The sequence below is a fragment of the uncultured Caulobacter sp. genome (genome assembly GCF_947036865.1).
Taxonomy (GTDB): Bacteria; Pseudomonadota; Alphaproteobacteria; order Caulobacterales; family Caulobacteraceae; genus Caulobacter.
This window is the reverse complement of the sequence record NZ_CAMQSF010000010.1, coordinates 65,424-87,811: the sequence shown is the minus strand read 5'-3', so window position 1 is coordinate 87,811 and position 22,388 is coordinate 65,424. Positions and strand designations below refer to the sequence as shown.

At 67.9% G+C, this 22,388-nt stretch carries 19 protein-coding genes and 1 tRNA gene; 5 read left to right on the top strand and 15 right to left on the bottom strand.

Going from position 1 to position 22,388, the window contains the following annotated elements; translation table 11 throughout:
• Nucleotides 1–36 precede the first annotated feature (36 nt).
• Nucleotides 37–112 (top strand) — tRNA-Thr (locus Q0V34_RS08595).
• Between the two features lie 92 nt (nucleotides 113–204).
• Here Q0V34_RS08595 and Q0V34_RS08590 read toward each other — a convergent pair.
• The 5 genes from Q0V34_RS08590 to Q0V34_RS08570 all read right to left on the bottom strand — a co-directional run bounded on the left by Q0V34_RS08590 (nucleotide 205) and on the right by Q0V34_RS08570 (nucleotide 6,729).
• A complete protein-coding gene (locus Q0V34_RS08590) occupies nucleotides 205–1,488 on the bottom strand; it encodes a VCBS repeat-containing protein (protein WP_297510636.1) in 1,284 nt (427 codons plus the stop codon).
• Nucleotides 1,489–1,502: 14 nt separating this feature from the next.
• A complete protein-coding gene (locus Q0V34_RS08585; protein WP_297510632.1) occupies nucleotides 1,503–4,529 on the bottom strand; it encodes a TonB-dependent receptor in 3,027 nt (1,008 codons plus the stop codon).
• 95 nt (nucleotides 4,530–4,624) lie between these two features.
• Nucleotides 4,625–5,611, bottom strand: a complete 987-nt coding sequence (locus tag Q0V34_RS08580; RefSeq protein WP_297510629.1) for a FecR family protein — start codon at nucleotides 5,609–5,611, stop codon at nucleotides 4,625–4,627.
• A complete protein-coding gene (locus Q0V34_RS08575; protein WP_297510626.1) occupies nucleotides 5,589–6,164 on the bottom strand; it encodes a sigma-70 family RNA polymerase sigma factor in 576 nt (191 codons plus the stop codon). The genes Q0V34_RS08580 and Q0V34_RS08575 overlap by 23 nt, the downstream gene beginning before the upstream one ends.
• A 163-nt stretch (nucleotides 6,165–6,327) precedes the next feature.
• Nucleotides 6,328–6,729 (bottom strand): hypothetical protein, encoded by a 402-nt coding sequence (locus Q0V34_RS08570; protein ID WP_297510623.1) that lies wholly within the window; start codon nucleotides 6,727–6,729, stop codon nucleotides 6,328–6,330.
• A gap of 393 nt (nucleotides 6,730–7,122) precedes the next feature.
• Here Q0V34_RS08570 and Q0V34_RS08565 point away from each other — a divergent pair, with 393 nt between their 5' ends.
• Together Q0V34_RS08565 and Q0V34_RS08560 are read left to right on the top strand one after the other, a co-directional pair.
• Nucleotides 7,123–9,036, top strand: coding sequence for a right-handed parallel beta-helix repeat-containing protein (locus tag Q0V34_RS08565; RefSeq protein ID WP_297510620.1), 1,914 nt, complete (start codon nucleotides 7,123–7,125; stop codon nucleotides 9,034–9,036).
• A gap of 57 nt (nucleotides 9,037–9,093) precedes the next feature.
• A complete protein-coding gene (locus Q0V34_RS08560) occupies nucleotides 9,094–9,393 on the top strand; it encodes a hypothetical protein (protein ID WP_297510617.1) in 300 nt (99 codons plus the stop codon).
• A gap of 173 nt (nucleotides 9,394–9,566) precedes the next feature.
• Here the strand turns inward: Q0V34_RS08560 and Q0V34_RS08555 are convergent, their stop codons facing one another.
• The 6 genes from Q0V34_RS08555 to Q0V34_RS08530 all read right to left on the bottom strand — a co-directional run bounded on the left by Q0V34_RS08555 (nucleotide 9,567) and on the right by Q0V34_RS08530 (nucleotide 17,072).
• Nucleotides 9,567–11,765 carry a 3-hydroxyacyl-CoA dehydrogenase NAD-binding domain-containing protein gene (locus Q0V34_RS08555; protein WP_297510674.1) on the bottom strand — a complete coding sequence of 733 codons (2,199 nt, stop codon included), beginning with the start codon at nucleotides 11,763–11,765 and terminating at the stop codon, nucleotides 9,567–9,569.
• Nucleotides 11,766–11,896: 131 nt separating this feature from the next.
• Complete coding sequence (locus Q0V34_RS08550) at nucleotides 11,897–13,102, bottom strand: acetyl-CoA C-acetyltransferase (protein WP_297510614.1); 1,206 nt, start codon at nucleotides 13,100–13,102, stop codon at nucleotides 11,897–11,899.
• Nucleotides 13,103–13,165: 63 nt separating this feature from the next.
• On the bottom strand, nucleotides 13,166–13,549 hold the full coding sequence (locus Q0V34_RS08545) for a hypothetical protein (RefSeq protein WP_297510611.1): 384 nt from the start codon (nucleotides 13,547–13,549) through the stop codon (nucleotides 13,166–13,168).
• Nucleotides 13,546–14,709, bottom strand: a complete 1,164-nt coding sequence (locus Q0V34_RS08540; RefSeq protein WP_297510609.1) for an acyl-CoA dehydrogenase family protein — start codon at nucleotides 14,707–14,709, stop codon at nucleotides 13,546–13,548. Before Q0V34_RS08540 ends, Q0V34_RS08545 begins: the two co-directional genes overlap by 4 nt.
• 2 nt (nucleotides 14,710–14,711) lie before the next feature.
• Nucleotides 14,712–16,505: an acyl-CoA dehydrogenase C-terminal domain-containing protein gene (locus Q0V34_RS08535; RefSeq protein WP_297510606.1), complete on the bottom strand. Its 1,794-nt coding sequence runs from the start codon at nucleotides 16,503–16,505 to the stop codon at nucleotides 14,712–14,714.
• Between the two features lie 87 nt (nucleotides 16,506–16,592).
• On the bottom strand, nucleotides 16,593–17,072 hold the full coding sequence (locus Q0V34_RS08530; RefSeq protein WP_297510602.1) for a MerR family DNA-binding transcriptional regulator: 480 nt from the start codon (nucleotides 17,070–17,072) through the stop codon (nucleotides 16,593–16,595).
• Nucleotides 17,073–17,270: 198 nt separating this feature from the next.
• Here Q0V34_RS08530 and Q0V34_RS08525 point away from each other — a divergent pair, with 198 nt between their 5' ends.
• Complete coding sequence (locus Q0V34_RS08525; RefSeq protein ID WP_297510599.1) at nucleotides 17,271–17,915, top strand: helix-turn-helix transcriptional regulator; 645 nt, start codon at nucleotides 17,271–17,273, stop codon at nucleotides 17,913–17,915.
• 15 nt (nucleotides 17,916–17,930) lie between these two features.
• Here the strand turns inward: Q0V34_RS08525 and Q0V34_RS08520 are convergent, their stop codons facing one another.
• The 3 genes from Q0V34_RS08520 to Q0V34_RS08510 form a co-directional block, all read right to left on the bottom strand.
• On the bottom strand, nucleotides 17,931–18,140 hold the full coding sequence (locus tag Q0V34_RS08520; RefSeq protein WP_297510596.1) for a hypothetical protein: 210 nt from the start codon (nucleotides 18,138–18,140) through the stop codon (nucleotides 17,931–17,933).
• A 136-nt stretch (nucleotides 18,141–18,276) separates the two neighbouring features.
• Nucleotides 18,277–19,107 carry a DUF6624 domain-containing protein gene (locus tag Q0V34_RS08515; RefSeq protein WP_297510593.1) on the bottom strand — a complete coding sequence of 277 codons (831 nt, stop codon included), beginning with the start codon at nucleotides 19,105–19,107 and terminating at the stop codon, nucleotides 18,277–18,279.
• Nucleotides 19,108–19,174: 67 nt separating this feature from the next.
• Nucleotides 19,175–20,833: a lysine--tRNA ligase gene (locus tag Q0V34_RS08510; RefSeq protein ID WP_297510590.1), complete on the bottom strand. Its 1,659-nt coding sequence runs from the start codon at nucleotides 20,831–20,833 to the stop codon at nucleotides 19,175–19,177.
• Nucleotides 20,834–21,031: 198 nt separating this feature from the next.
• Here Q0V34_RS08510 and Q0V34_RS08505 point away from each other — a divergent pair, with 198 nt between their 5' ends.
• The gene (locus tag Q0V34_RS08505) at nucleotides 21,032–21,460 is read left to right on the top strand and encodes a helix-turn-helix domain-containing protein (protein ID WP_297510587.1); all 429 of its coding nucleotides are present in this window, start codon (nucleotides 21,032–21,034) and stop codon (nucleotides 21,458–21,460) included.
• On the opposite strand, the gene Q0V34_RS08500 is transcribed toward Q0V34_RS08505, so the two are convergent.
• Nucleotides 21,457–22,335: an isoaspartyl peptidase/L-asparaginase gene (locus Q0V34_RS08500; protein ID WP_297510584.1), complete on the bottom strand. Its 879-nt coding sequence runs from the start codon at nucleotides 22,333–22,335 to the stop codon at nucleotides 21,457–21,459. The two genes, Q0V34_RS08505 and Q0V34_RS08500, sit on opposite strands and share 4 nt — an antisense overlap.
• Nucleotides 22,336–22,388: the final 53 nt, after the last annotated feature.

The window sequence follows — 22,388 nt, the reverse complement described above, 5'->3', positions numbered from 1 at the left end:
CCCTTCGCCCCGAAGAAACCGCTTCGGGGCGCGTGGGCCGCCTTAGCTCAGCCGGTAGAGCGGCGCATTCGTAATGCGTAGGTCAGGTGTTCGAGTCACCTAGGCGGCACCACTTCCACTGTTCCCAATCATAGATCGCGGCGGAAGGTCGTTGGCTGGCGCCACGCCGGCTGCCTCGGGCCGCTCACGCCGAGGGGGCCGCCGTCAGGGGGTGGCGATGATCCCGACTTCGCTGCTGTTGTAGAAGATCACCGCGACGGCGCCGGGCAGCGGGGCCACGCCGCGCGGGCCCTTGCCGGGGAACTCGGCCGTACGCCTGTCGGTGAAAGCCTTGTTGAAGCCCGTCTGGCCCGTGCCGCGCCAGAAGACCACCTTGCCGGACTCCCGCGCGGTGGCGACGAGGTCCTGCGCGCCGTCGCCGTCGAGGTCGCCGAGATAGACGTCGCGGATCTCGTCGGCCGTCGCTTCGCCGCGCTTGGCCGTGCCAGGGCTGAACGAGCCGTCATAGACGAAACGGTCGGCGCGGTTGCGCAGCACGACGACGTTGTCGCTGGTGCTGCGGTTGCCGACGACGATGTCGGCCCGTCCGTCGCCGTCCAGATCGCCGGCCTTCAGATGATAGGGCGTGCGCCCGAAGGACGGCATGCGGCGCCAGGGGGCGAAGCCGCCCTTGCCGTCTCCCCTCCAGACCTCGACGAGGTTGGACTCGTACATCGAGAAGGCGAGGTCGAGCTTGCCGTCGCCGTCGTAGTCGGCCGGCGCGATGTCGCGCGGACCGCCCAGCATCTGGTCGTAGGGCGGGCTCTGCTGGGGGTAGCGCGTGACCTTGAAGCGCCGGCCGCCTTGATTGAGCAGCACGAAGAAGACGTTGGACTGATAGGACACGGCGACGATGTCCGGACGCCCGTCGCCGTTGACGTCCGCGATGATCGCCGAGGTCAGCCCCGGGGTCGCGTAGCGCGGGAGCCCCTGGTCGTCGAGGCCGTACTCGTTGACCAGATCCGCGCTTCCCAGGGACAGGGCCGTCGCCGGCTCGAATAGCGCCTCGCGATCGGCGGCGCCGTAGAGGATGGTCAGGTCGCGCCCGTCGTTGGACTGGTAGTTGGGGACGACCACATCGACGCGTCCGTCCCCGTCCAGATCGCCGATCGCCGAGTGATAGGGGCCAAAGCCGACGGTGAAGTCCTTGCGCCGCCAGACGCCCCCCGGGCCGGGATTGAGATAGACGGTGAGCTGGTCGTTGGCGGGCCGGGCCAGCCGGGGCGAGAGCAGCTCCCCCCGGCAGGGGATGACGAGGTCGGGCAAGCCGTCCCCGTTCACGTCGGCGGACGAGACCTGGTAGGGACCGGTGCAGACGGGCAGGATCAGCGCGCGCTGTGTCGCCTCGCCGATGTTCCAGCGGGACCACCGTCCGTTCGCCGCGTCCTCCGCCGACGCCGTGGTCGACAGCGCCAGCAGCAGGGCGATGGCGGTGGTCCCGCGTTTCATAGCGTCTCTCCCGATCAGAACTGGAAGCGCGCGCCGGCGCGGAAGGACCGGCCGATCACGTCGTAATAGGTCTGCGAGATCCCGATCTGGGCGCTGCCGATGCTGGTGCCGGCGGGCGCGTAGGGCGCCGGCGCCCTGTTGGCCGCGTTGTCGACCGCGACATAGAACCGAACCCCCGTACTCAGGGCGTAGCTCGCCGAGAGATCGACATAGAAGGCGCCGTCGACACGGTTGTTGTCGATGGTCCGGTTCAGGGTCGTGGAGGTCGGGCAGGTGGTCGAGCACTCGATGAAGGCGTTGGACAGCACGCCCGAGCTGAACCCGCGCCCCGTGACCGACAGCGAGAGCGGCCCCTTCTCCAGCGCGATCTCGGCCAGATAGCGCCAGGTCGGCACGCCGTTGTTCTCGCCGAGGCTGGAGGTCTGGGGCGTAATGCCGTTGTTGACGCTGCTTTCCAGATAGCGCGTGGCGAGCGCCCGGATCGACAGCATGCCCGCGCCGAACCCGCTGGAGACCTTGGTCAGCGGGACGCGATAACCCATCTCCATGTCGACGCCGCGCGCCGCCTGACGCGTCAGATTGATCGGCCGCAGATAGACGTCGGTCATGAAGCCGGCGCTGTCGCGCACGACGAGGGCGCAAAGCGGCTTGTTCCCCGCATAGCACTGATTGACGATGGTGCTGGCGCCCAGCGAGGCGATGGCGCCTTGCACCTTGATGTCGAAATAGTCGACCGACGCCGACAGGCCCGGGACGCCGCGCGGCTGGAACACCGCCCCCAGGTTCAGGGTGTCGGCCTTCTCGGGATCGAGGACCGGGTTGCCGACCGTCGTCTGGAACACCGTATAGGCCTGGTTGTTCTTGGCGGGATCGACCAGGGTGGTGGTGTTGGTCTGACCCGCCTGGAACAGCTCCGACAGGTTGCCGGCGCGGATGTCGCGCGAGCGCGTGAAGCGCAGGCGCAGGTCGGGGATGGGCGCATAGCCCAGCCCGACCTTCCAGGTCGTGACATAGCCGGAGGTGCTGTAATCGGTGGCGCGAACCGCGGCGTTCAGCTCCAGGGAGTCGGCCCAGGCGGTTTGGCGCGCCAGCGGTACGACGGTCTCGAGGAACCCCTCGTTGACGGTATAGGACACATGGATCGGCTTGTAGTTGCCGGCCCAGTAGCTGTTCTTCCAAGACAGCGGATCGTTGGAGCCGCTTTCGGCCTCGCGCCGGTGCTCGAGGCCGAACGCCACCGAGACCGGACCCGCCCAGGTGGCCAGCGGTTCGCCGCGCACGGTCGCCGAGACCACGTCCTGCTTGATCTTGGCGTTCAGGTACGAATGGCCCATGACGTAGTCGAGCGCCGCCTGGGACGCCACGCCCGTGCCCAGGATGTTCAGCGGTACGCAGCCGTTGTTCGGGCTGGTCAGGGTCGTGCGGCAGACGATGGCGTTGTTGCCGTCGCGCACGGCGTCGATGGCCGCGTTGTAGTTGGCGGTGATCGGCACGGCGGCGCCGTTGAAGAACTTGCTGACATTGCTGTTGGCGCGGACCAGCCAAGTCCAGTCGGAGCCGAACAGCGCCGCCTTGCCCTCGGCGCCGAGGGCGTAGCGATAGAGATCGTGCCGCGTTTCGGTGACGACGCCGCCGATCGCCGCGTTCCAGCTGCCCATTGTCAGCGCGGTCTCGCCCAGATCGGTCATCCGCTGGCGCACCGCGTCCGGCAGGAAAGCGTTGTCGCGGCGGATGGTCAGGCCGCCGAAATTGAACACCGGCGCCCCGGTGGTCTTGGTTCGCGCCTGGACATAGGAGAACTCGCCGAAGACGTTCACCCGGTCGGTCACATCGTAGCTGACCCGGCCAAACACGCTCTTGTGCGAGACCTCGGGGTCGAGGTTCTGGGGACCCGAGCCGAAGTCGGTGTAGCGCCAATCGCCGCCGATCATGAAGGGGTCGTTGACCACGGAGCCATAGTTCAGCTGGGCGGGCGCGCCGCCGGGGCCGAAATAGAGCCCGCGCAAGGGGCCCTTGGTGACGATGGCGCCCGGCGCGACCGTCGTGTAGCCCACGCCGTCGCGGACGATGTATTCGGGCTGACCGTTGGTGGCGGTGTAGGCCGGATTGAACAGCGTCTTGCGGCCGCGATACCAGGAGCGCGGCACGCCGCTCAGGCCCTCGCTGTACCAGTTCTCGGCGCTGAGCAGCAGATGGCCGCGGTCGCCCGCGAAGCCCGTGCCGGCGCTGAGCGACACGCGATAGTTCTTGTCGTCGCCATAGGTGGTGACGCCGCCCTGCACCGCGCCCTTGACGCCGGTGAAGTCCTTGTCGAGCACGAAGTTGACGACCCCGGCGACGGCGTCCGAGCCCCAGGCGGCCGAGGCGCCGCCAGTGACGATGTCGACCCGCTTGACCAGCGCGCTGGGAATGGAGTTGGCGTCGACCAGGCCGTTCAGCGTCGCGGCCGGCAGGCGCTGGCCGTCGAGCAGCACCAGGGTGCGGGTCGCGCCCAGGTTCCGCAGGTTCAGCGAACTGATGCCCATGAAGCCGCCGCTGATGTTGCTGGCGGTGTTGCGCGGATTGTTGTTGCCCTCGAAGGCCGGCAGCCTCGCCAGTTGCTCGGCGATATTGATCTGGGCCGAGCGCTCGATCTCGTCGCGGCCCAGCACGGTGACCGGAGTCGGGGCCAGATAGCCGTCGCGGACGATGCGCGAGGCGGTGACGACGAGTTCGCTGGTCTCGTCCCGGTCCGCCGCGCCCAGCACCGCCGTCGCGCCGTCGAACGAACGCACGACCAGGCCGGTGCCCTCGATCAGGGCGTCGAGCGCCGCGCGGGTCTCCAGCAGACCCTTGACGGCCTTGGTGGTCCGGCCCTCGACATCGCGGCTGGCGACGATGATCTGGATGCCGGCTTGCCGCGCGAACTCCTTCACGCTCGCCGAGGCCGGCTGGGCGGCGACGTCGAACGCGCGCGGCTTGGCGGCGGCCGTGGTCGACGCGCAGACCATGACCGAGAAGGCGACGACGGCCGCGCTCGCGCGATATCTATTCTTAAGCATGACTTACCCCGATGGCTGCTTTCACTCAAACAGACCCCGAGTTCGTCGATTTCCGTCACCTCGACTGAAATTAATATTTCAAGACGATTTGACGTCTATTTTATGTCGATGCGGTCGCCGCTCACCTGGACCTCGGCCCCGGCGACCGCGGCGGCGGCTTGGGCGAAGCGTTCGGGATCGTTGGCGCGGAACAGGCCGACGATCCGCACCCGCCCGACGGCCGGCGCGACGACGATGCGCGTGCGATTGACGCGGTTGAAGCGTTCGGCGGCCGCGGCGATGGTGACATCGTTGAGCGCGATCTGCGCGACCTCGGGCGGCGGAGCCTTCGGCCGCGCGCTCGCCCGCGCCGGCGCCGGGGCGGGCTTCGGGCTCGGGTTGAGCGTCAGGGCGCCGCCGGCGCGCAGCAGCACGGCCTGCTCGCGGTCGTCGCCGCCCCAGACGAGGACGCTGCCCTCGTCGACCCTGACCGCGCCGCCCGTCTCGCCGACGCGGCGCACCGCGTAGATCGTCCCCGTCGCCTGGGCATAGACGTCTCCGGACTGGACGACGAAGGGATGGGCGCGGTCCTTGGCGACATGGAACACGGCGCCGCCGCGCAGCAGCACCACCTTGCGGACGCCGTCACGCACCGTGAAATCCAGCTTCGCGCCCGGTTGCAGCATGGCGGTCGAGCCATCGGCGAGCGCGAGCGTCTGGGGGGCGGTCGCGAGCGGGCGCGGCGACGGGGAGGGCCGATGGAGCGCCAGGGCGCCTAGGCCGGCCGCCGCCGCGACGGAGGCGGCCAGCGCGCCGCCAAGCTTCCAGCCCCGGCCGTTCGGCCGCTGGACGACCGTCTTCCGCGGCCGGCGATCAGGGGCGATCCCCCCGGGCTCGGTCGAGGACGAGACGGGGGCCGCGGCGTCCTCCAGGGCGTATAGCGCCGCGCGCGCGCGAACATAGGCGCCGCCATGACGTCGGTCCTTGGCCATCCAGGCCTCGAAGGCGCTCGTGGTCTCCGGCGACCAATCGCCGAGCAGCGCGCGGGCCGCCCAACGGGCCGCCTCTTCGTTGATCGCTTCACTTGGATTGGAGTTGACCAACCGACGCTTCCTCTTGCCTTGCCTCGTTCTCGCCCGCGCCCTGCTCGGCCATCAAGGCGAGCAGGCGCCGGATGCCGCGGACGACGTTGTTCTCGACGACGTTCTCGCTGACGCCCAGCCGCGCCGCGGTCTCGCGTTGCGACAGCCCTTCGATGCGCCGCAGCTCGAGGACGCGCCGACAGGTCTCCGAGACGGCGCCGAGCAGATCGTTGACGCGACCGAGCTCCTGCACGCCCTCCAGGACCCGTTCGGCGGAAGGGCTTTCATCCATGACGTCGAATCCGCCCATTTCCGTCATCGACACGACGTTTTTCGCGCCGTGACGGATCGCGTCGACCGCGGCGGCGTGGGCCGTGCGGCGGAAATAGGCGAGCGGGTTTTCGATATGGTCGACCGAGCGCAGCGCCGACAGCCGGCAATAGGCCTCCTGGATCACGTCATCGACGTCGACCGCGCCCCGCCACTGACGCCTCAGCCAAAACCGCACCCGGGCCTCGTGCGGCAGAATCTCGCTGGCGACCCAGCGGGCGACGATGTCGTGCTGACTGCGCATGATCGTGCGACGCGGACCTTTGCTCGACGCCCACGCCAAGCGACTCGGGCTGACGGGCGATAGAGCGCCGCCGCGTGACACACTGATGACAGGCTCGCCCGAGACCTTGATCGCACCGCGCCGGAGCAGCCAGGCGGCGGGCCGACGCCTCGAAAGGGCGCGATCAGCCTTGGACGTCGTGTCCGTCGATCACGCCGTCCGCGTTACGATCCTTCTTCTTGAATTCCGCGACGCTGTCGGCCGTCAGCTCGTCTAGGGTGACCTTGCCGTCGCCGTTCGCGTCCGCGCGCATGATCCAGCCCGTGCGCTTCTCCGCCATGGCGGGATCGGCCGGCGTCATCTCGGCATAGACCTTCGCCGCCTCCTCCCGCGTGACGACGCCGTCCTTGTCGAGGTCGAGCTTCTTGAAGGTTCCGGGCTTGCCGGAGGTCCATTCGGCCTGGGTGATCGCGCCATCCTTGTCGCGGTCCAGATAGACCAGGTTCTGCGGCAGCGCCTGAGCCATCGCGGCTCCCGTGGCCGTGACCGCCAGCAGCGCCACGCCCGACGCCAAACCCATACGCATGTTTCCCTCCTCGCCTATGATCAAGTCCAGCCCGCCGGGTCTCCAAAACGGAGCTTGGGCTTTCCTCCGCAGTACCGGTAACATCGATCTCCGACCGACGGAAACAGGCGTCGTGCAAGGCGTGGGATCGAGGACATGAGGACAAGGCGCTTCGTCGCGGCCGGTCTTGGATTGATGGGCGCGGGGCTGGCCTTGCCCGGGACGGCGCGCGCGAGGTCCCCCGCCCCGGCGATCGTTTTGCACGTCGCCCCGGACGGAGACGATTCCGCCGTGGGCGACAGCGCGCGCCCGCTTCGATCCTTGGCGGGCGCTCGGGATCGCCTCCGGGCGCTGCGGGCCAAGGGCGCTCTCCGAGGTCCGGTCCTGGTCTCGATAGGGGCCGGAACCTACTGGATGAACGAACCCTTCCGCCTTAGCGCCGAGGACAGCGGAACGCCGGACGCGCCGATCACCTATCAGGCCTCGCCCGGCGCGGAGGTTCGGCTGTTCGGCGGCGTCGCGCTGGACCCCAGGGCCGCTCGGCCGGTCAGGGACCCCGATCTGATCGCCCGGCTCCGCCCCGAGGCGAGAGCCCACGTGGTCCGCTTCGATCTGGCGAAGACCGGCGCGGCCCTGCCGCCGCCGCTTCCGGCGGTGTTCGAGGATAATGGCGGGCTGTTCAGTCTGATCCAGGACGACCGAAAGCTGCCCTTGGCGCGCTGGCCCCGAGAGGGTTACGCCACGATCGCCGAGGTCTTGGACAGCGGCATCTCGCCGCCGCGCGGCGGAACGTTCCGCTATCGCGGCGATCACCCGGCCGCCTGGAAGACGGCGGCGCGGAGCGGGGCGCTCTGGCTGACGGGCTTCTGGCGCGTGCCCTTCGTGGCCCAGTCGGTGAAGGTCGCGGCGGTCGACGAGGTCAACCGCGTCATCACCTTGGCCAGCCCGGTGAGCCAGGGCATCGGGTCCAAATACACGCCGCTGGTCAACGGAACGCGGCGCGGCGACGGCAAGGAACCCTACTACGCCTTCAATCTGCCGGAAGAGATCAGCGCGCCCGGCGACTGGTGCTATGACCACGCGCGGCGCGCGCTTCTTCTCTGGCCATCCGAGACGCGGGGGCTCGAGGGCCTGCGCGTAAGTCTGCTGGACCGCCCGATCGTCCAGTTGACCGATGTCGCCCGCGTGACGCTCAACGGCTTCCGGATCGAGGGCGGCAGCGCCGGGGCCGTGCGGATCGAGGGCGGCGAACAGGTCGCCTTGCTGGGTTTGTGCTTGAGAAACGTCGGCGGGATCGGCGTGGATGTCGCGGGCGGTCGAGGACACACGATCCGGGCGTGCGACTTCGAGCACGTCGGCCAGTCCGGGATCCGGGTCGTCGCGGGCGACCGCAAGGCTTTGACGCCGGGCCAGGTCGTTGTCGAGAACAACCATATCGCCTTCGTCGGCGAGGAAGCGCGAATTTCCCCGGCGATCGTCGTGGGCGGCGTGGGTCAGCGCATACGCAACAATCTGATCCACGACGCGCCGAACGCGGGCGTCGTCTATCAAGGCAACGATCACCTGATCGAGCTCAACGAGATCCACCATGTGGGCCTCGACAGCGGAGATCTGGGCGGGATCTACACCAACGGCGACTGGGCGGGCCTGGGCAATGTCGTCAGACACAACCTCATCCACAGCTCGCCGGGCGCGAACGGCGTCTATATCGACGACGGCGCGTCCGGCCACACCGTCGAGGAGAACATCTTCTTCCGGCTGGCCAGCGGGCCGTTCATCGGCGGCGGACACGCCAACCTGGTCACGGGCAATCTCGTCGTCGACTGTCGCCTCGGCGTTCACTTGGACGATCGCGGCGTCAGCCGAGGCTATGGCCCGAGCGCGCCGCACCTGGGTCGTTTCCTCAAGCAGGTCGACGTGTCGAAGCCGCCGTGGTCCACCCGCTACAAGCCCGTGCTGAGCGTGCTGGAGCGGAGCGGGGGACCGCCGACCGGCGACGTGATCCGGGACAATATCATCATCGCCGCGATCAAGCCCTTCGATATCGCCAAGACGGTCGCGCTGGACCTCTCCAGCAACCGCGTCTACGCGACCGACCCCGGACTGAAAAATCCGGCCGGTTTCGATTTTTCTCCGGCCGCCGATCGGCGGAGTTCGCCGGATCTCGCGCCGATCGCGCGGCTGCCGCTCGATCGCATCGGCCTCTATAAGGACGCGCTTCGCCCGTCCCTGCCGAACGATCTGGACGAAAGTCGCCGCGCCGCGCGCAAGCCTCGGATCCTGTTCGACTCGCGGACCGATATCGACGCGTCCAACCATTCGCCCTGAGGCCCCGTCGGAACCTTGGCCGGCGCGGCGCCGTTCGAGAAGGCAAGGAGATTGCCGATGAACGATCAGGTCGACGCCGAAACCGCGCTCGAGGACGTCCTGGCCTTTCTGGACCGGCCGCCGGAAGCCGGTTCGCCCGAGGATGCGCTGTTCGGGGAACGCCTGCGCCAGGTCATCGCCGCGTCCATCCCGGGGGACGAGGACGAAGCCGCCGAGGACGCCCCAGCCCTCGTCCTCGACGCCGACCTGCGCCGCCGCCTGGAGGACGTCGCGCGACGGCGGGCCGAGGGGCGCTATTTCGGCGACCATCCCGACGGCATCGGGCCGACCCTGGGAATGGACGTCAGCCGGTCCTAGAGCGTGATAGCCGAAAGTGAGAGCGGTTTCGGCGGCTAGCACGCTCTAAATGTTCGAAATCGAGCCTGTCTGTTTCGAATGCTTCCATTCGAAACAGACAGGCTCTAAGCCCCGCCAACGAAAAGGGCCCGGCGTCGCCGCCGGGCCCTTCCTTTATCGCGCGCGTCGATGCTTTACGCCGCCGCCTTGGCCTTGGCGCCGAAGCGGCCGTAGAAGGTTTCGCCCTTCTCGGCCATCTCGCGCAGCAGAGCGGGGGGCGAGAAGCGCTTGCCGTACTTCTGGGCCAGCTGGTCGCAGGTTTCCACGAACGCCTTGGCGCCCACGCCGTCGATCAGGCTGATCGGACCGCCCGTCCAGGGCGCGAAGCCCCAGCCGAGGATCGCGCCGACATCGGCTTCGCGCGGGTCGGTGATCACGCCTTCCTCGAAGCAGCGGGCGGCCTCGACGGCCTGGCGGTACAGGAGCCGGGTGCGGATCTCCTGGATCAGCGCCTGGTCGGCGTCGGCGATCTTCACCGGGGCGAGGTCCGAAAGGCCCCTCCACAGGGTCTTGGGGCCATTCTCCGGATAGTCGTAGAAGCCCTTGCCGTTCTTGCGGCCAAAGCGCTGCAGCTCGACGACCATCTTCTCGATGATCGGCGCGAACGGACGGTCCTCGAACTTGTCGCCGAGATCCTTCTTGGTCTGCTGGGTGACCTTGTAGCCAAGGTCCAGGGCGACGTCGTCGTTCATCTCCAGCGGACCGCGCGGCATGCCCGTGGCGCGGCCGACATTGTCGATGATCGCCGGCGCGATGCCGTCGGCCAGCATTTCCAGGCCTTCCTGCACGAAGGTGCCGAAGCAGCGCGAGGTGTAGAAGCCGCGCGAGTCGTTCACGACGATCGGCGTCTTCTTGATCTTCAGGACGTAGTCGATCGACTTGGCCAGGGCCTCGTCGGACGTCTCCTCGCCCATGATGATCTCGACGAGGCCCATCTTGTCGACCGGCGAGAAGAAGTGGATGCCGATGAAGTTCTTCGGGCGCACCGACGCCTTGGAGAGGCCGGTGATCGGCAGGGTCGAGGTGTTGGAGCCGAAGATGGCGGTCTCGGCCAGCTGGGCCTCGGCCTTCTTGGTCACCTCGGCCTTGATCTCGCGGTTTTCGAACACCGCCTCGATGACCAGGTCGCTGCCCTTGACGTGATCATAGTCGGTGGTCGGGGTGATCAGGGCCAGGACGCCGTCGGCCTTTTCCTGGGTCATCTTGCCGCGAGAGACGGCCTTCTTGAGCAGGGCCTCGGCATAGGCCTTGCCCTTCTCGGCGGCTTCTTGCGACTGGTCGATCAGCACCGTCTCGATGCCGGCCATGGCTTGGACATAGGCGATGCCCGCGCCCATCATGCCGGCGCCGAGCACGGCGACCTTCTTGGCCTCCGACGGCGGGACATTGGCCGGGCGGCCCGAGCCCTTGCCCAGCTCCTGCAGGGACAGGAACAGGGTGCGGATCATGCCCTTGGCCTGGGGCGTCATCATCGTCTTCAGGAAGTAGCGGGTCTCGATGCGGATGGCCGCGTCGAACGGCACCTGCGTGCCTTCATAGACCGCCTTCAGGATGTTCAGCTGAGCCGGGTAGTTGCCGTAGGTCTGCTTGCGCAGCATGGCGTTGCCCATCACGAAGACCTGGCTGCCGGTCGGGGTGTAGGGACCGCCGCCGGGCAGCTTGAAGTCCTTCTTGTCCCACGGCGCGACCGGGTCGCCCTTGGTCTTGACCCAGGTCTTGGCGGCCTCGACGACCTGATCGGCCGGGACGACCTCGTGCACGACCTTGTTGGCCAGGGCCTCGGCCGGCTTCATCGACTTGCCTTCCAAGAGGTACGGCGCGGCGGCCATCACACCCATCAGGCGCGGCAGGCGCTGGGTGCCGCCGGCGCCCGGCAGCAGGCCGACCTTGGCTTCCGGCAAAGCCAGCTGGATCTTCGGGTTGTCGGCGACCACGCGATAGTGGCAGGCCAGGGTGATCTCCAGGCCACCGCCCATGGCCAAGCCGTTGATGGCCGCGGCGACCGGCTTGCCGCAGGTCTCCAGGGCGCGGAACGCCTTGTTCAGCGCGAAGCCGGCCTCGAAAGCGGCCTTCAGGCCCGCTTCGCCGCCCGCGCCGCCGCCCAGGCCGCCGGAGCCGCCCAGTTCGCCGAGGTCGGCGCCGGCGCAGAAGCCGCTGGCCTTGCCCGAGGTGATGACCGCGCCCTTGATGGCCGCGTCCGACTTGATGGTCTCGACCACCTCGCCGATTTCCTTGATGACCGAAGCGGTCAGGGTGTTCATCGAACGGCCGGGCACGTCGAAGGTGACGAGGGCCACGCCGTCGGAATCGACCTCGATCTTGAAGTTTTCCATGTTCATTCTCCAGCTCCTCCCCCTCCGGGGGAGGTGGTCCGGAGGACCGGAGGGGTAGCGCGGCCTTTGCCGAGCAGGCCCCCTCAGTCGCTCCGCGACAGCTCCCCCAAACGGGGGAGCATGGGTTTCCGTTAGACGCGTTCGATGACCGTGGCGGTGCCCATGCCGGCGCCGACGCACAGGGTGATCAGGGCGGTTTCCTTGTCGGAGCGCTCCAGCTCGTCGACCATGGTGCCCAGGATCATCGCGCCGGTGGCGCCCAGCGGGTGGCCCATGGCGATGGCGCCGCCGTTCACGTTCATCTTCTCGTGCGGGATATCCAGCGCCTGCATCATGCGCAGGACCACGGCCGCGAAGGCTTCGTTCAGTTCGTAGAGGTCGATGTCCTTGACCTCCATGCCCAGCTTCTTCAGCAGCTTCTCGGTGACCAGCGACGGGCCGGTCAGCATGATCGAGGGCTCCGAGCCGATCGAGGCGGCGCCCTTGATGCGGGCGCGAGCCTTCAGGCCGAGCGCTTCGCCCATCTCCTTGGTGCCGATCAGGACGCCGGCCGCGCCGTCGACGATGCCCGAGCTGTTGCCGGCGTGGTGGACGTGGTTGACCTTCTCGACCTGCGGATAGCGCTGGGTGACCACCGCGTCGAAGGCCATCTCGCCCATGCCGGTGAACGACGGGTTCAGCGAGGCCAGGGTCTGCATGGTGGTCGAGCCGCGCACGGTCTCGTCATGATCGAGGATGGTCAGGCCCAGCTGGTCCTTGACTGGCACGACCGACTTCTTGAAGCGGCCGTCGGCCCAGGCGGCCGCCGCGCGCTTCTGGCTCTCCACGGCGTAGGCGTCGACGTCGTCGCGCGAGAAGCCATACAGCGAGGCGATCAGGTCGGCCGAGACGCCCTGGGGAGCGAAATAGGTCTTGAAGGCCGAGGACGGGTCGGTCGGCCAGGCGCCGCCGTCGCTGCCCATGGGCACGCGGCTCATGCTCTCGACGCCGCCGCCGATGGCGAGGCTGGCCTCGCCCGAGGCGACCTTGGCGGCGGCCATGTTCACCGCTTCCAGGCCCGAGGCGCAGAAGCGGTTGATTTGCACGCCGGCGACGCTCTCGGCGTAGTCGGCGGTCAGGACGGCGGTGCGGGCGATGTCGCTGCCCTGCTCGCCCACCGGGGCGACGCAGCCCAGCACGACGTCGTCGACATACTTGGTGTCGAGGTTGTTGCGGTCGCGGATGGCTTCCAGGACCTGGGTGGCCAGGGACAGCGACGTGATCTCGTGCAGAGACCCGTCCTTCTTGCCCTTGCCGCGCGGCGTGCGCACGGCGTCGAAGATGTAAGCGTCAGCCATGGGGTGGCTCCTTCCTGCGAAGCGGTGTTCGTGTCTTGGCGCGCCGTGAGGTCGGCGCGTCCTTTAGGGTTTCCAGTCGCCGATCGGATACTTGCCGATGGGCTCGCACTTCAGGCCGCTGGCGGCGGCCTTGGCGCGGTAATAGAGACGCGAGCCGAACTCCGGCGGCGGCAGTTCGCATGGCGTGAAGCCCGAGGTGGTCACCTCCAGCTTCCACTCGGCGATCTTGGAGCGCAGCAGCGTGTTGCAGATGTCCTTGCCCGGCGGCGTCAGGGGCAGCTTGAAGGCGCCGGGCTGCGGGCGCTTGCCCACCAGCTCGCCGGAAAAGGTCAGGGGACGGGGACCGGGCGCGGCGCGCACGCAGACCACGGCCGCGCGCGCGTCTTGGGCCGCCGGCGTCGCGGCGGCGGGGCCGGCCAGCAGGGCGATCAGGGGCAGGGCGATCACAGCGTCCTCGCGATCAGGAGTTTCATGATCTCGTTGGTGCCGCCGTAGATGCGCTGGATGCGGCTGTCCTTGTACATGCGCGCGATCGGATACTCGTTCATGAAGCCGTAGCCGCCGAAGAGCTGCAGGCAGCGGTCGACGATCTTGTTCTCCAGGTCCGAGACCCAGTACTTGGCCATCGAGGCGGTGGCCGCGTCGAGCTTGCCGGCCAGGTGCTGTTCGATGCAGTGGTTGACGAAGACGCGGGCCACGGTCGCCTCGGTCTTGCACTCGGCCAGGACGAACTGGGTGTTCTGGAAGTCGATGATCGCCTTGCCGAACGCCTTGCGGTCCTTGACATAGGCGATGGTCAGCTCCAGCGCCCGCTCGATGGTCGCCATGCCCTGGACGGCGATGTTCAGGCGCTCCTGCGGCAGCTGGCCCATCAGCTGGAAGAAGCCTTGGCCTTCGTCGGTTCCGAGCAGGTTCTCGGTCGGGATCTTCACGTCGTTGAAGAACAGCTCCGAGGTGTCCTGGGCCTCCTGGCCCAGCTTGTCGAGGTTGCGGCCGCGCTCGAAGCCCTCGACCTCGTCGGTCTCGACGATCAGCAGGGACGTGCCGCGCGCGCCGGCCGTGGGGTCCGTCTTGGCCACGACGATGATGAAGTTGGCGGTCTGGCCGTTGGTGATGAAGGTCTTGGAGCCGTTGATGACGTAGTGGTTGCCGACCTTCTTGGCGGTGGTCTTCACCCCCTGAAGATCGGACCCGGCGCCGGGCTCGGTCATGGCGATGGCGCCGACCAGCTCGCCGGTCGCCATCTTGGGAAGCCAACGGCGCTTCTGCTCATCCGTCCCGTAGTGGACGACATAGGGCATGATGATCGCGTTGTGCAGGCTGATGCCGAAGCCGTCGACGCCCTTCAGGCCCAGTTGCTCCATCAGCACGACCTCGTGCCGATAGTCGCCGCCGGCCCCGCCGTACGCTTCGGGCGTGGAGAGGCCGAGCAGGCCGGCCTCTCCCGCCTTGGTCCACATGTCGCGGTCGACGCAATGGTTTTTGCGCCACCGGGCCACGGTCTCTTCAGGCGCGTGCTCGTCGAAGAACTTGCCCACCGCGTCCTCGAAGATCGCGATGTCCTCGTCGGCCATGAAGGCCGGCTTTTCAACGTTGAGCACGCTCATGATCAGAAAGCCTCCGCGGGCAGCGCCATCAGGGTCGCCGAACCGGTCTTCAGCTTGGCCAGATGCGACGCAGCGTCAGGCAAGATGCGTTCGATGAAATAACGGCCGGTCGTCAGCTTGGTCGTGTAGAACGGGTCGGACGAACCGGCGGCGATCTTGGCGTTCGCCGCCTTGGCCATCAGGGCCCACATGTAGGCCAGGCCCGTCAGGCCGAAGAGGTGCATGTAGTCGGTCGAGGCCGCGCCGGCGTTGTCGGGGTTCTGCAGGCCGTTCTGCATCAGCCACATGGTCCCGTCCTGCAGCTGGGCCTTCACCCCGGCCAGGGCGTCCATGAACGGCTTGATCGCCTCGTCGGCGTCGTTCTCGCCGATGAACTGGTCGATCTCCTGGAAGAAGGTCATAACCGCCCGGCCGCCCTTGGCCGCCAGCTTACGGCCGACCAGGTCCAGGGCCTGAACGCCGTTGGTGCCCTCGTAGATCAGGGCGATGCGGCAGTCGCGCATGAACTGGCTGACCGGGAAGTGCTCGGTGAAGCCGCTGCCGCCGTGCACCTGCACCGCGTTCGAGCAGACCTGGAAGCCCTTGTCGGTCAGGTAGCCTTTCAGCACCGGCGTCATCAGGCCCATATAGTCGGCCGACTTCTCGCGGACCTTCTCGTCCGGATGGACGTGCGACAGGTCGCCGTGCAGGGCGGTCCAGAACAGGAAGGCGCGGCCGCCCTCGATCAGGGCCTTGCTCTCCAGCAGCATGCGGCGCACGTCGGGATGGACGATGATCGGATCGGCCGGACCGTCGGCGTTCTTGGGCCCCGTGAGCGAGCGGCCCTGCAGGCGGTCCTTGGCGAAGGCGACGGCGGCCTGGTAGGCGGCCTCGCCTTGGGCCACGCCCTGCATGCCGACGCCCAGGCGCGCCTCGTTCATCATCACGAACATGATCTTCAGGCCGGCGTTTTCCTCGCCGATCAGATAGCCGACCGCGTCGTCGTACTGCATGACGCAGGTGGCGTTGCCGTGGATGCCCATCTTCTCTTCCAGGCCCACGCACTTGACGCCTTCGTTGCGGGCGCCGACCGAGCCGTCCGGGTTCGGGAAGAACTTCGGCACGATGAACAGGCTGATGCCCTTCACGCCGGCCGGAGCGCCCTCGATGCGGGCCAGGACCAGGTGAACGATGTTGTCGGCCATGTCGTGCTCGCCGGCCGAGATCCAGATCTTCTGGCCGGAGATGCGATAGGTCCCGTCCGCCTGCGGGACGGCCTTGGTGCGCAGCAGACCAAGATCCGTGCCGCAGTGCGGCTCGGTCAGGTTCATGGTGCCCGTCCATTCGCCGGTCACCATCTTCGGCAGATACGTCTGCTTCTGCTCGTCCGTGCCGCCCGTGTGGATGGCCGAATAGGCGCCATGGGCCAGGCCCGGATACATGGAGAAGGCCATGTTGGCCGAGCTGGACATCTCGCTGAAGGCCAGGTTCACGACGTGCGGCAGGCCCTGGCCGCCATAGGCCGGATCCGAGCCCAGGCCCGTCCAACCGCCTTCGCACAGCTGCTTATAGGCGTCCTTGAAGCCCGGCGGGGTGGTGACGACGTTGGTCGCGGGATCCAGCTTGCAGCCCGTCTTGTCGCCCACGACGTTCAGCGGCGCCAGCACCTCGCCGGTGAACTGGGCGGCGGCGTCCAGGATCTGTTCGACCACGTCGAACGGCGCGTCCGAGAAGCCCGGCAGGTCGCCGTGCTGATCGATATTGAGCACGTCGCGCAGGATGAAGGCGTGATCGCGAACGGGCGGCTGATAGGTCATGAAACGGTCCGGGTTGGGATCGGGAGGGAGGCTGAAGGCCAACGCCGGTCCGGACGGGGAGGTCCGAAGCCGGCGATTTGACCAGTCTTACTTGCCCAACATCGCTTCGGCGTGACCGTCGAGGCGGGCGCGCAGCACCTGCTCGTAGTCGGCCGCGCGGGGCAGCAGGTCGGGGCGGATTTCGGCGAGCCGGCGTTCGAGGCGGTTGCAGGCCTCGCGCAGCTCGATCAGGGCGTTGTCGATGTCGTCGCGCTGCTGCTCCAGCGCCGTGGCGCGTTCGCGGAACTTCTTCAGCGAGCGGGCCATCTGCGCCGCGCCCTCGTCGTTCTCGTCATAGAGATCCAGCAGCTCGCGGATCTCCGACAGCGACAGCCCCACGCGCTTGCCGCGCAGGATCAGTTGCAGGCGGACGCGGTCCTTGTGGGAATAGACGCGGTTCAGCCCTTCGCGGGCGGGGTTCAGCAGGCCCTTGTCCTCATAGAAGCGCAGGGCGCGGGGCGTGGCTTTGAATTCGTTGCAGAGCTGGCGGATCGTAAAGGTCCGCTCGGGGCGTCGCAGGTCGGCCATGGATGGAAACCTCCCAGAAAGAGGGCCAGGCTACCGCGGCCGGGCCGCTTAGTTATCGTCGATCACCCTAACGCCGATCCCGCGCCGCCGTCAACGCTTACGTAAACGTCAATCTGCGCTCGGCGGATAGGTTTACTTTCCTAGGCGGGGAGTCGTAGTTTTCGCGCCGAAGGCCGACTTCGAGAGGAGAGCGCCCGCATGGCGACCCTGTCTCACGGCGAGATCTGGCGCGCGATCGACGCCCTGGCCGAGCGCTTCGCGATGACGCCTTCGGCCATGGCCCGGATGGCCGGCCTGGATCCCACCGCCTTCAATCGTTCCAAGCGCGGGTCCTCGGACGGCGGCGGCCACGCGCGCTGGCCGTCGACCGAGAGCCTGGCCAAGCTGCTCGAGGCCACGGGCGTCAATTTCTCGGAGTTCGCCGCCCTGACCGAGCAGGCGTCGGCGCGGGCCTCGCCGGTGCGCGGCGCGCCGCTGATCGGCCTGGCCCAGGCCGGCCAGGAGGGCTTTTTCGACGCGGCGGGGATGCCTGTCGGCGAGGGCTGGGACGAGGTCGCCGCGCCCGACCTTGGCGAGGGTCTGTTCGCCCTCGAGGTCGCCGGCCAGGCGCTCGCGCCGGTCTATCGCGACGGCGACCGCCTGCTGGTTTCGCCGACCGAGGAGCCGCGCAGGGGCGATCGCGTCGTGGCGCGCACGAACGGCGGGGAGGTGCTGGTGCGGGAACTGGGGCGCGTGACGGCCCGAACCGTCGAGCTTCTGGATCTCGCCGGCGCCGGCGAGCCTCGCCTGCTGTCGCGGGACGAGGTCGCCTGGATCGCGCGGATCGTCTGGGTCAGCCAGTAGGCCGCCCGAGGGAGATCAGGTGCGGGGGCAGTTGGCGTGGCTGTCGAGCAGCCAGGCGATCAGCGGGCCCGCCGCCGGATCCGCGCACGAGACGTCGACGCGATAGGAGTTCCACGTGTCGTTATGCGCGGCCTCGACCTGGGCGTCGGGGAACTGCTGGACGATGCCGCCGAGCAGCGAGTCGAATTCCTGACGATCGGTGGGGCGCAGAGTGAACGAAGCCATGGGGCTAACCTTGAAGACTAATCCTGGTTCTGAGGGTTCGACCCTAGACTCCAAAACGTGGGCATACCCTTAATGCCCAATTCAGACATCGTTCATTTTCAAGGACATGGTGTCGCAGGTCGCGCGGATTCGCCTGCTAGGGGCAGCGGGCGCCGTTCGCCTTCACCTCGTCGGCGAAGCTCTTCTCGATGCCGAACTTACGACGGCGCTCGTCGATGTGTTCGGGGTCTTCGATCGGCAGAGGCTCCCACACGCCCTTGGATTTACAGGATCCTTGCAGACCAAAACGCTGCGGTTCGTGGGCGGCGGCGGCCCAGCGGTCGTACATCGAGGGAAACGCTTCCTTGCGGCTCTGACCGGTGAGGGTCAAGGGCTCGATCAGCGTGATCATCCGACGCTTGAACGCCAAGTCCGCGTCCGAGTGTTGGACGATCAGCCAAGCCGCGCGATCCGCGTCGCCGCCGTAGCGGTCTATGGTGAACCAGCCCTTGCGCGCTACGGTTTCGCCCAGCCACTCACGATTTGTGGCGTCAGCCGCAACGCCATCGACGGCGGCTAGACTATCATAGAGGGCTAAGGCCGTCGGCGAGAGACCCGCCGTGATGGGCGTTCTTGATCGGCTGCCGCTGACGCGTGGAAGCTCCGCCTCAAAGGCCAAGCGAAAGAGTCTGGCGACATCGGGGTCGGACGCCGTGTTGGCCTTCACGATCCATTGCGCGCTGCGCTCAAACGCTTTCAAGGGCGAAACGCCCGTCTCGCGGATGGCCTTGGTGACAGACAGCCGCCGCGCGTTGGCGTCTCGCGCCTGGCGACAAGCGTCCTTCCAGGCGTCGGCCGGTAGCGAGGCCTTCGCCTGGGCGATCGCGGCCCAATCGGCATAGGCCTCCTCGACGCCCAGGCAGGCCTTGATCTCCGAGGGCGCGAGCGGCGCATGCGCCATGGCGGCGGCCGCGAACAAGACGATCAAGGACACCCCCGCACCAGCACGTCCGCGGCGCGATGTTCCAGGATCAGCCGAGGGCTGTAAAGGGCTTCTAGCCCAACTTCTCCTCGATCAGCGCCACCGTCCGGTCGATGCCGAAGATCGCCGCGAATGAACCGAAGCGTGGGCCCTGGCTCTGGCCCAGCAGCACCTCGTAGAGCGCCTGGAACCAGGCCCGCAGCGGGTCGAAGCCGTGGGTCTTGCCGACCTCGAACACCTCGTTCTGGATCAGCTCGGCGTCCTGGGTTCCGGACGGCAGGGCCTTCAGCTTGGCCAGCAGGTCCAGCATCGCCGCGCGCTCCTGGTCGCTGGGCGCGCGGAAAACCTTCGAGGGCTTCACGAAGTCCTCGTAATAGTTGATCGCGTAGCCGGCCAGGCGATCCAGCAGCGGCTGGCTGTCCGGCGTGGCGCCGGGGATGTAGCGCGACAGGAAGCCCCAGAGAATTTCCTTGGTCGAGGCGTCGGCGGCCGACACCAGGTTCAGCATCAGGCTGAACGACACCGGCGAGCCGTATTGCGGCGGACGGCCCGAATGGATGTGCCAGACGGGGTTGTCCAGCTGCTTGGTCGGCTCCTGGCGCGGATAGGCGTCCAGCTGCTGCAGATATTCGTCGGTCGCCTTGGGGATGACGTCGAAATAGAGCTTCTTGGCCGACTTGGGGCTCTGGAACATGTAGTAGGACAGGCTCTCGGGCGCGCCGTACCGCAGCCAGTCCTCCATGGAGAGGCCGTTGCCCTTGGACTTGGAAATCTTCTGGTTGTTTTCGTCCAGGAAGAGCTCGTAGTTGAAGCCCTCCGGCGGCGTCCCGCCCAGCGCCTTGCAGATCGCGCCCGAGGCCTTCACCGAGTCGATCAGGTCCTTGCCCGACATCTCGTAGTCGACGCCCAGCGCGGTCCAGCGCATGGCCCAGTCGGGCTTCCACTGCATCTTCACGTGGCCGCCGGTGACCGGGACCTCGACCTTGGCGCCGTCCTCGTCCTCGAAGACGATCGTGCCCTTCTCGACGTTGCGTTCGAGGGTGGGGACCTGCAGCACCTTGCCCGTCGACGGGCTGATCGGCAGGAACGGCGAATAGGTCGCGCGGCGCTCCTCGCCCAGGGTCGGCAGCATCACCTTCTGGATGGCGTCGAAGCGTTCCAGGGCGATCAGCAGCGTCGCGTCGAACAGGCCGCCCTTGTAGCATTCGGTCGACGAGACGAACTCGTATTCGAACCCGAAGCCGTCCAGGAACGCGCGCAGACGGGCGTTGTTGTGAGCGCCGAAGCTGTCGTGGGTGCCGAACGGGTCGCGGACGACGGTGAGCGGCTTGCCCAGGTCCTCGATCAGCGGCTGCTTGTTCTCGATGTTGTCGGGAACCTTGCGCAGGCCGTCCATGTCGTCGCTGAAGGCGATCAGGCGCGTGGGGATATGGTCGTCGACCAGCGCGCGGAAGGCTTGGCGCACCATCGTCGTGCGGGCCACCTCGCCGAAGGTGCCCAGGTGCGGCAGGCCCGACGGCCCGTAACCGGTCTCGAAGATCACCGCCTTGGCCAGGGCCGGATAGGCTTTCACCGCCTCGTCCGCCTTGCTGGCGTCGATCAGCGCCTTGGCGGCGTCCTGGTCGGCGCGGTCGGGGAGGCGCACGCGCAGGACGCGGGCGATGGTGGCGCGCGCCTGCTCGAAGGGCCAGGCGCGGGCGTCGCGGGCGAGGGGGGAGAGGCCTTCAAACATGCGCGGGCGTATAAACGCTGTCAGGCCGCGCCGCTAGGGCGCGTGAAAGACCGCGCGTGGCGCGAGCGATGTGGCGGATAGGCCTCGGCGTCGTCGTCTACAGATTGCGGCGTGGAATGCTCGATCGCGTTCAGTAACCTTTGAGCGAGTTTCGCGAATAGCCACCGATGGACGCATCGCGGGAAGGCGAAGGACGACATGGGCCACGAGACCACCGAGGGAAGACGCTCCAACGCCGTCGACGCGCATGTCGGCGGGCGGGTTCGGATGCGTCGCAAGTTGCTGGGCGTGAGCCAGGACCAGCTGGCCGACAGCCTGGGCCTGACGTTCCAGCAGGTGCAGAAATACGAGCGCGGCACCAATCGGGTCAGCGCCAGCAAGCTGTTCCAGATCGCCGAGGTTCTGAACGTCAACGTCTCCTATTTCTTCGACGGCCTGCCCGATCCGCTCGACGATGGGGCCCTCGGCGATGAGTCCGCCCGGTCCAGTCAGATCCTGCAGCAATTCCTGCAGACCTCGGAGGGCGTGGAGCTGGCCGAAATCTTTCCGCGCATCGCCAACGGGCGGGTCCGCCGCCAGATCCTCGACCTCGTGCGCGCGATGGCCGCCGAGGAGGCGCGCGGCTAGAAGGCCTGGCTCAGGATGGTCCCGTCGCGCAGCAGCGCCGCGCGCTTGAGACCGCTTGAGAAGAAAGGCATCGCGACCTCGCCGTCGCGATCGACGGCGATCAACCCGCCATGGCCCCCGAGCGCCGCGACGCCGGCGATCGCCGCCCGCGCGGCGTCTTCCAGCCTTTCGCCGCCGAAACGCGCCCGGTGAGCGATCTGCGCCGCGACGGCGGTGCGGATGAAATACTCGCCCTGACCGGTGCACGACACCGCCGCGTGGCCGTCGGCCCAGGCCCCCGCGCCGATGATCGGGCTGTCGCCGACCCGGCCCGGCATCTTGCCGAACACGCCGGCCGTCGAGGTCGCGGCGGCCAGACGGCCTTCGGCGTCGCGGACGACGCACCCGACCGTTCCGGTGGGCAAGGCCTCGGGAGGATGATTGTCCTCGAACGCTCCGGCCCGGGTGAACCAGCGCTCGGGGTCGTCGACGGTCTCCAGGCCCTGTTCGCGCGCGAAGTCGATCGCCCCCTGGCCGGCCAGCATGACGTGCGGCGTCCGCTCCATGACCGCGCGAGCGGCCAGGATCGGGCTCTTGAAGCCTTGCAGCGCCGCGACCGACCCGGCGCGGGCGGTGGCGCCGCACATCAGGCTGGCGTCCAACTCGTAGGCGCCGTCGGCGTTGGGCGAGGCGCCGCGACCGGCGATGTAGAGGCCGCTGGCTTCCAAGGCGACCACGGTCTCGACGGCGACGTCCAGGGCCGCGGCGCCGGCCGCCAGGCGGTCGCGCCCAGCCTCGACCAGGCCCCGCATGTGCGCGATCTCGGCCGCGTAGTCATGGCCGGGCTTGGCGCCCGCGCCGCCGTGCAGCGCCAGGCTAAAACATTTGTTTGACATTCTGCTTTCCCGCTCGGACCGCCTGCGCTAGCGTCCCGCGCGTCATAACAAAC